Raw genomic sequence first — 7,363 nt, 5'->3', positions numbered from 1 at the left:
TGGGCGTGCTGGCGCTGCTCAGCGCCGCCGCGGTCGCCGGGCTCGCCCCCGCCGTGGCTGCTGGGCCGCATCGTCGACCGGGTCACCGGGGGTGCGGGCGTGGCCACCGTCGACCGGCTGGCGCTGGCGATCGGCGCGGCGGTCCTGGTGCAGGCGGTGCTCTCCCGGTACGCCCAGTACGCGGGCCACCGGTTCGGGGAGCGGGCCGTGGCGGAGCTGCGCGAGGACTTCGTCCACCGCACCCTCGAACTGCCCGTCTCCGTCGTCGAGCGGGCCGGCTCCGGGGAACTGGCCACCCGCAGCTCGGTCGACGTGTCCACGGTCGGCACCACCGTCCGCGACGTGGCGCCCACCATGGTCATCGCCTCGGTGCAGCTGACGCTGCTGTTCGGAGCGGTCTTCCTGCTGCACCCGCTGCTCGGCCTGGCGGCGCTGGCCGGGCTGCCGTCGATCGGCGCGGCGGTCCGCTGGTACCTGCGGCGGGCCAGCCCCGCGTACCTGGCCGAGGGGGCGGCCGCCGCCGCCCTGACCGAGACGCTGACCAGCACGGCCGAGGGCACCCGCACCGTCGAGGCGTTCCGGCTCGCCGACGAGCGGATCGCCCACGGCACCACGCGGATCGCCCGGCTGTGGGCCGCGCGGCGGGCGACGCTCGGGCTGCGGACGGTCTTCTTCAGCGTGGTGGAGGCCAGCTATCCGCTGCCGGTCGCCGCGGTGCTGCTCGTCGGCGGGTACCTGCTCGCCCGGGGCGACGTCTCGCTGGGTGCGGTGGTCGCCGCCGCGCTCTACCTGCAACAGGCCATCGAGCCGCTGGACCGGCTCCTGCTCTGGATGGAGCAGGCGCAGCGGGGCTTCGCCTCGTTCGCCCGGGTGCTCGGTGTCGGCCTGGTGCCGCCGGAGGCGCCCGGCACCGCGCGCACCCCCCGCGACGAGCGACTCGTCGTCCGCGGGGCCCGCTTCTCCTACGCCGCCGGCCACGACGTGCTGCACGGTATCGACTTGGAGGTCCGGCCCGGCGAGCGGCTGGCCGTCGTCGGCCCGTCCGGGGCCGGGAAGTCCACCCTGGCCCGGCTGCTGGCCGGGATCGACGCGCCCCGGCAGGGCGTGGTCAGCATCGGCGGCTGCCCGGTCACCGACCTCGACCCGGCCGAGCGCCGCCGCCGGATCGCCCTGGTGACCCAGGAACACCATGTCTTCATCGGCTCGGTACGCGACAACCTCGCCTTCGCCGCGCCGGACGCCACCGACGAGCAGATGCGTTCCGCGCTGCGCAGCGTCGGCGCCGACTGGTACGCCACGCTCCCCGACGGGCTGGACACCGCGCTCGGCGACGGGGCCCGGCAGCTCAGCGCGGCCGAGGCCCAGCAGCTCGCCCTCGCGCGGCTGGTGCTCGCCGACCCGCACACGCTGATCCTCGACGAGGCGACCGCCGCCCTCGATCCGACCACCGCCCGGCGTACCGAGCGGGCCCTCGCGGCCGTGCTCTCCGGGCGCACCGTCATCGCGATCGCGCACCGGCTCAACACCGCCCACGACGCCGACCGGGTCGCGGTGCTGTCCGACGGCCGGATCACCGAGATCGGCAGCCACCACGACCTGGTCCGCGCCGACGGCGCCTACGCCGCCCTCTGGCGCTCCTGGCACCCCTGACCACCGGTGCCCTGATGCACGGAAGGAGTGGCCGTCCCTGGCGGGACAGCCACTCCTTCCGATGAAGCGGGGTCGGGGTTACTTGCTGACGCCGGCGGTGAGGCCGGACTGGACCTGGCGCTGGAAGACGATGTAGACGATGAGCACCGGCAGCATCGCCATGGTGACGCCGGCGAACAGGCCGGACCAGTCGGACTTGTAGCCCTGGTTGACCGAGAGCTCGATGAGCCCCTGGGCGATCACCTGGTGCTTCGGCTCGCCGGCGACCGATTGCATGAGCAGGGTCGGCAGGTACCACTGGTTCCACTGGCCGAGCACGTTGAAGATGCCGATGCTGATCAGGCCCGGCTTGGCCATCGGCAGCATGACGCTGAAGAAGGTCCGGGTGTGCGAGGCCCCGTCGACCTGGGCCGCCTCGGCGATCGAGTCAGGCAGCGTCCGGAAGAACGAGTGCATGAAGAAGACGGTGAACGACAGCGACCAGGCCACATAGACCAGGATCAGCGTGAGGTGCTTGTTCGGGCCGAGCAGCGGAAACACGACGTTCATGTTGTAGACGCCCTTGAACAGGGGCACCGCGGCAAGGTAGATCGGCAGGGTCAGCCCGGACAGGAACATCCAGTAGATCAGCCGGTTGCCCCGGAACTCGTAGCGGGCCAGCGCGTACGCCGCCATCGAGCCCAGCAGCATCGTCAGGGTCACGCTGAAGACGAGCACCAGCAGCGTGTTCAGGAAGAAGCTGTCGATGCCGGCCGTCCAGGCCCGGGCGAAGTTGTCCCACCGCAGCGACTTGGGGAACAGCGACAGCGGCTCGCGGATCACCTCGGAGTCGGTCTTGAGTGCGGACATCACCACCCAGAGCAGCGGGTAGATCACCATGATCGCCCAGACCGCGAGGAACAGGTGCGAGAAACCGTTGAATATCCGGCCGCTGACGCTCTTGGCGGCGGCTTCGGCCCGTCGGCTCGCTGCCGGACCAGCCGGCGGCACCGCGTCGGGTCGCCGCTGGCCGGAGGTGTGGGTCACCGTGCTCATCGTCCAGGCCTCCTCAGAACTCGATCCGCTCACGGCGGGTAATCCTCAGCTGGAGGGCGGCCAGCAGGATGGTGAAGATGGCCAGCGCCACGGCGATCGCGCAGGCGTAGCCGAACTGGCCCTTCTGGAACGCGTTGAACTGGATCACCGAGGCGAAGATCTCGCTGGCGTGGTTCGGGCCACCCTGGCTCGGCGTCATGACGAAGACCAGCGCATACATGTCCAGGGCGATGAAGCCCAGGTAGACCCAGGCGACCGAGATGGTGTCCCGGAGCAGCGGCAGGGTGACCCGGAAGAAGGTGGCGAACCTGCCCGCGCCGTCCAGGATCGCCGCCTCGTAGATGTCCTTCGGGATCGACTGCATGGCCGCGGAGAAGAGCACCATGTAGAAGCCGGCGCCGCTCCAGACCGCGATGAGCAGCAGCCACCAGAGCACCGCGGGGATGCCGAGGAACGGCTCCGGGTCGGCGGTGAACGCGATCGGGTTCTCCGCGTCGACCACACCGATCTTGATGAGCAGGCCGTTGATCAGGCCCTGGCTGTCGGTCCGGTAGATCTGCTGCCACATGACGGCGATGACCACCAGCGACAGCACCTGCGGGAAGAAGAAGATGACCTTGTAGATGGCGGAGCCGAACACCCCGCGGATGCCGCCCTGTCCTCGCGTCCGCCCACGTTGAGCAGGAACGCGAGGAACAGGGCCAGCGCGATGGTGAACAGCGGCACGGTGACCAGGAAGAAGACGTTGTGCCAGAACGCCTTTCGGATCAGCTCGTCGGAGAACAGCCGGACGTAGTTGTCCAGCCCGACAAAGCGCTGGGAATCCGAATACCCACCCCAGTCGGTCAGCGAGTACCCCGCCGCCTGCGCGAACGGCCAGACCACGTAGAACAGGTACAGCGCGACGGGCAGGGCCAGGAAGCCCGTGACGAAACGCGCGACTCCGTGCCGCATTGGACTCAACTCTCTCCGTGGGATCAGGCGGTGCGGGTCTGCTTCTTGACCGACGAGTCCTTGGCGACCTTGTCGGCGGCCGCCTGCATCTTGTCGACGAACTGCTGCGCGGTGAGCCGGCCGGCCATGAGCTCCTCGGAGAGGTTCTGGCTCTCCTTGTCCAGGTCGGCGTAGAAGTCCTGGAACTTGACCGAGATCAGCTCGCTGCCACCGTTCTTCATCAGCGTGTTGGCGCTGGAGAGCGCGGTGTCCTGCACGTTGTCGCCGGAGCCCTTGGTGGAGGCCAGCGACTTGGTCAGCTCGGCGAACTTCGCGGAGCCGGCCTTCGACAGCATCGCCCGCAGGAACTCCTTGGCGGCCTCCTTGTTCGGGGCCTTGCTCGGCACGACGAAGCCCTCGCCCGACGCGGCGAACACGTCCTTCGGCGCCTTGTCGTCGGCGTTGTGCCAGTAGTCCGACAGGGTCATCTCGAAGCCCGGCGGGATGGTCGCGGACATCTCGTTCTTCAGCCAGGTGCCGACCTGGATGAACGCCGCCTTGCCGTCGAGCCAGGCCTGCTGCGACTGAGTGTGGTCGAGCTTGCCCGGCAGCAGCAGCCGGTCCTTGACCAGCTTCTCCCACGGCTCCAGCGCCTTGAGCACGCCGTCGGCCTTCCAGGCGTTCTCCTTCAGGTTGTCGATGTCGACGACGACCTGCTTGCCGGCGGTCTTCCAGATGCTGGCCATGAGCGCCCAGCGCGGGTAGTAGCCGTGCACGGCGTCGTGCACGTACGGTGCCATGCCCTTGGCCTTGATCTTCGGCGCCAGGGCGAAGAACTCTTCCCAGGTGGTCGGCGCCTGCCAACCCTCCTTCTTGAACAGCGCCGCGTTGTACCAGTTGCCCCACACCGTGTACGCCACGTTGACGACGTAGAACTTGCCGTTCTGGGTGCCGTCGCCGACCGTGCCCGGCAGGAGCGAGTCCGCCACGGTGCCCTCGCTGTCCCAGGCGGGTGCGGTGAGCAGGTCGTCGAGCGGCTCGATGGCACCCTCGTTGATCAGCGTGCTGCGGTCCATCATGTCGGCGCCCGAGTTCATGACCAGGTCACTCGGCTGCGTCGCCATCTTCGGCTGCTCTTCGGTCTTGATCTTCTGGGTGGAAGACATGTTGACCGTGATGTTCGGGTGCTTGGCGTTGAAGATGACCTTGTCTTCCTTGGCCCACTGGTCGCCCAGGCCACCGTTGAAGACGACCACCTTGACGGCACTGCCGTCCTTCACGCCGAACGGGTTGTCCTTGCTCTTCGCCGTGCCGCCGGTGTCGGACTTGCTCGGCTCGCTGCCGGCGCAGGCGCTGAGCAGACCGGCGGCCGGGGTGACCAGAAGGCCCGCCGCGGCGGCCCGCCGCAGCAGGGTCCGGCGGTTGAGGTCGCCGGGGTTCTCGGGGGTAATCGACATCGTCGTCTCTCCTTGTGTGTCGGGTCAGGCGGTTCGCCGGAGACGCCCGGCGTACCGCGACTCGAGGGCGAGGTTGTGCTCGTCCCCACCGGGGACGTTGGCGGAGAGGTAGATAGGGGGTACCTCTCCGGCCTGGTGGAACCGTCGTACGACCTCCGCGGTCAACAGCTGCGCCAGCAGCGCGGTGGTGACCGAGGAGACCGCACAGACCGCGCCGCCGCCCTCGAGCGGCAGCAGTGCGTCGCCGTACGGCGCGCCGTTGTCCAGCACGACGTCGGCGAGATCGGCGAGCCGGTGGCCGGACGGGTGGCGCGGGGCCACCCGTGCGGTGTGGGCGACCGAGGTGACCGCGATCAGGGGGTGGCCGCCCGACTTGACCAGCATCGCCAGCTCGACGACCGAGCCGTTGATGCCGGACTGGGAGGCGACCACGAAGACGTCGGCCGGGTGCGGGTCGGCGAGGGCGTACAGCTGGTGGGCGACGGCCGGGTCGCGCTCCAGCTTCGGGTCGGCGAGCAGGTCGCGGGGCGCGTCGCCGTGCAGCACCAGGTCGTGCAGGGAAAGCCGGTTGGTGGGGACCAGCCCGCCGGCCCGGGCGACGAGCTCGGCGGCGAACGCCTCGGAGTGCCCGGCGCCGAAGGCCTGGAGCACCCCGCCGGCCCGCAGGCTGGCCACGATCAGGTCGGCGGCCTGTCCGATCGCCTCGGTCTGCGAGTCGACCACCCGGTCGAGCACCGGGCGGACCGCCTCGGCGTACCCCTGTGCGCTGATCATGAGGCGGCCTCCTCAGCGGCTGTCGGGAAACCTCGCGTCGGCTGCGGCGGGCCCAGCCGAGACCGGCCGCGTTGGAGATCGGTCCGGATACGACACCGGTATCCGGATCGATCTCCGCCTTGCCGGATCGCCGGCTGGACTCCGCCTCGCTCGCCCCGGGGTTTCCCGACAGCCTCTTGGCGGCCTTGTGCCCGTCGACGGCCTGGGCGGTACGCCGGAAGGCCGCGTGGGCGCGGTCGTGGGTGCGCTGCGCCACGGCGATGTAGAGCAGGTCGAGCACGACGAGCTGCGGGTGCCGGGCGGAGAGCGCGTCCGGCCGGAAGGTGGTGGCCTGGCTGGCGGTGACCAGCACGATGTCGGCCAGCTCGGCCAGCGGCGAGCGCGGGAAGCCGGTCAGCGCGACGGTGGTCGCGCCCCGGCTGCCGGCTTCGGCGAGCATCTCGATGGTCTCCCGGGTCTGCCCGGTGTGCGAGATGCCGAGCGCGACGTCGCCGACGCCGAGCAGTGCCGCGCTGGCCAGCCCCTCGTGCACGTCGCTCCACGCCCAGGCGGCCACGCCGATGCGGTGCAGGCTGAACTGCATCTCCTCGCCGACCAGTGCGCTGCCGCTGGCGCCGAAGATGTTCACCCGGGACGCCCCGGCGATGGCCACCGCGGCCCGTTCCACCTCGGCGAGGTCGAGCAGCGTGGCGGTGTCGTGCATGGCGCGGGTGTCGGCGGCCATGATCTGGTCGAGCACCCGCTCCAGGGGGTCGCTGGGCTGGATCTCGCGTCCGATGTCGACGGTCCACCCGGCCGACCGGGCCCGCCCGGTCTCGGAGGCGATGCCGAGCCGCAGGTCGGCGTAGCCGTCGAAGCCCATGGCGCGGCAGAACCGGGTGATGGTGGCCGGCGAGGTGCCGCTGCGCTCGGCCAGCTCGACGATGGTGGCCCGGGCGGCCGCCTCCGGGTCGCTGAGCACGTGCTCGGCGACCCGGCGCAACGCCCCCGTCAGCTCTCCGGCGCCGGCCCGGACTCTGGCCAGCACCCCGTCGGCGCCCCACCGGTCGACCGTGTCGGCGTCGACCACCGCGGTCCCCGCGGAAGTGTCCACCTCATGATCCACCATCGGAGCGCCTTTCGGAAAGGAGTGTTAACTGTTAGTGGTAAAATTTCTTACTGACGGCCCCTCCGTGTCAAGAGCGTGGGCGAAGTTTTCAAACTGTTACCTGGCGCACACCGGCGGCGCCGACCGCCGATCTTGCCTTGCGGGCCCGGGTCGGACCAGCATGAAGCCCACCCGCACCGCCGCACCGGGAGGCCCGTGAGCATGTCCGACACCGTCGTGGTCGGTCTCGACGTCGGAGGTACGTCCACCCGCGCGACCGCACTGACCCTGGCCGGCGAACGCCTGGGCACCGGCCGGGGCGGCGGCGGCAACCCGACCAGCCACGGCGCCGAACGCGCCGCCGCCGAACTGCTGGCCGCGCTGCGCGGCGCGCTCGCCGGGGTCGATCCGACCCGGGTACGCGCCG

4 protein-coding genes and 3 pseudogenes are annotated in these 7,363 nt (G+C 70.5%); 2 read left to right on the top strand and 5 right to left on the bottom strand.

All coding sequences use genetic code 11. The features are described from left to right. A partial coding sequence (locus JNW89_RS21820; RefSeq protein ID WP_238450310.1) for an ABC transporter ATP-binding protein occupies positions 1–1,650 on the top strand: 1,650 nt, incomplete at its 5' end. 78 nt (positions 1,651–1,728) lie between these two features. Here JNW89_RS21820 and JNW89_RS21815 read toward each other — a convergent pair. The 5 genes and pseudogenes from JNW89_RS21815 to JNW89_RS21795 all read right to left on the bottom strand — a co-directional run. Further along, positions 1,729–2,685 (bottom strand): carbohydrate ABC transporter permease, encoded by a 957-nt coding sequence (locus JNW89_RS21815; RefSeq protein WP_238450309.1) that lies wholly within the window; start codon positions 2,683–2,685, stop codon positions 1,729–1,731. Between the two features lie 13 nt (positions 2,686–2,698). Beyond that, positions 2,699–3,639: pseudogene (locus JNW89_RS21810) on the bottom strand (carbohydrate ABC transporter permease). 23 nt (positions 3,640–3,662) lie between these two features. Beyond that, positions 3,663–5,075, bottom strand: coding sequence for an N-acetylglucosamine/diacetylchitobiose ABC transporter substrate-binding protein (gene ngcE, locus JNW89_RS21805; RefSeq protein WP_238450308.1), 1,413 nt, complete (start codon positions 5,073–5,075; stop codon positions 3,663–3,665). A 24-nt stretch (positions 5,076–5,099) separates the two neighbouring features. Next, positions 5,100–5,849, bottom strand: a complete 750-nt coding sequence (locus JNW89_RS21800; protein ID WP_238450307.1) for a sugar isomerase domain-containing protein — start codon at positions 5,847–5,849, stop codon at positions 5,100–5,102. Positions 5,850–6,024: 175 nt separating this feature from the next. Then, positions 6,025–6,957 (bottom strand): annotated as a pseudogene (locus JNW89_RS21795) (MurR/RpiR family transcriptional regulator); the annotation flags it as partial. A 201-nt stretch (positions 6,958–7,158) separates the two neighbouring features. Here JNW89_RS21795 and JNW89_RS21790 point away from each other — a divergent pair. Further along, positions 7,159–7,363: pseudogene (locus JNW89_RS21790) on the top strand (ATPase); the annotation flags it as partial.

The sequence above is a fragment of the Micromonospora sp. 4G55 genome, from assembly GCF_016803375.1.
Note: the sequence above shows the minus strand (reverse complement) of the source record. Positions and strands in the feature narration are given on the sequence as shown.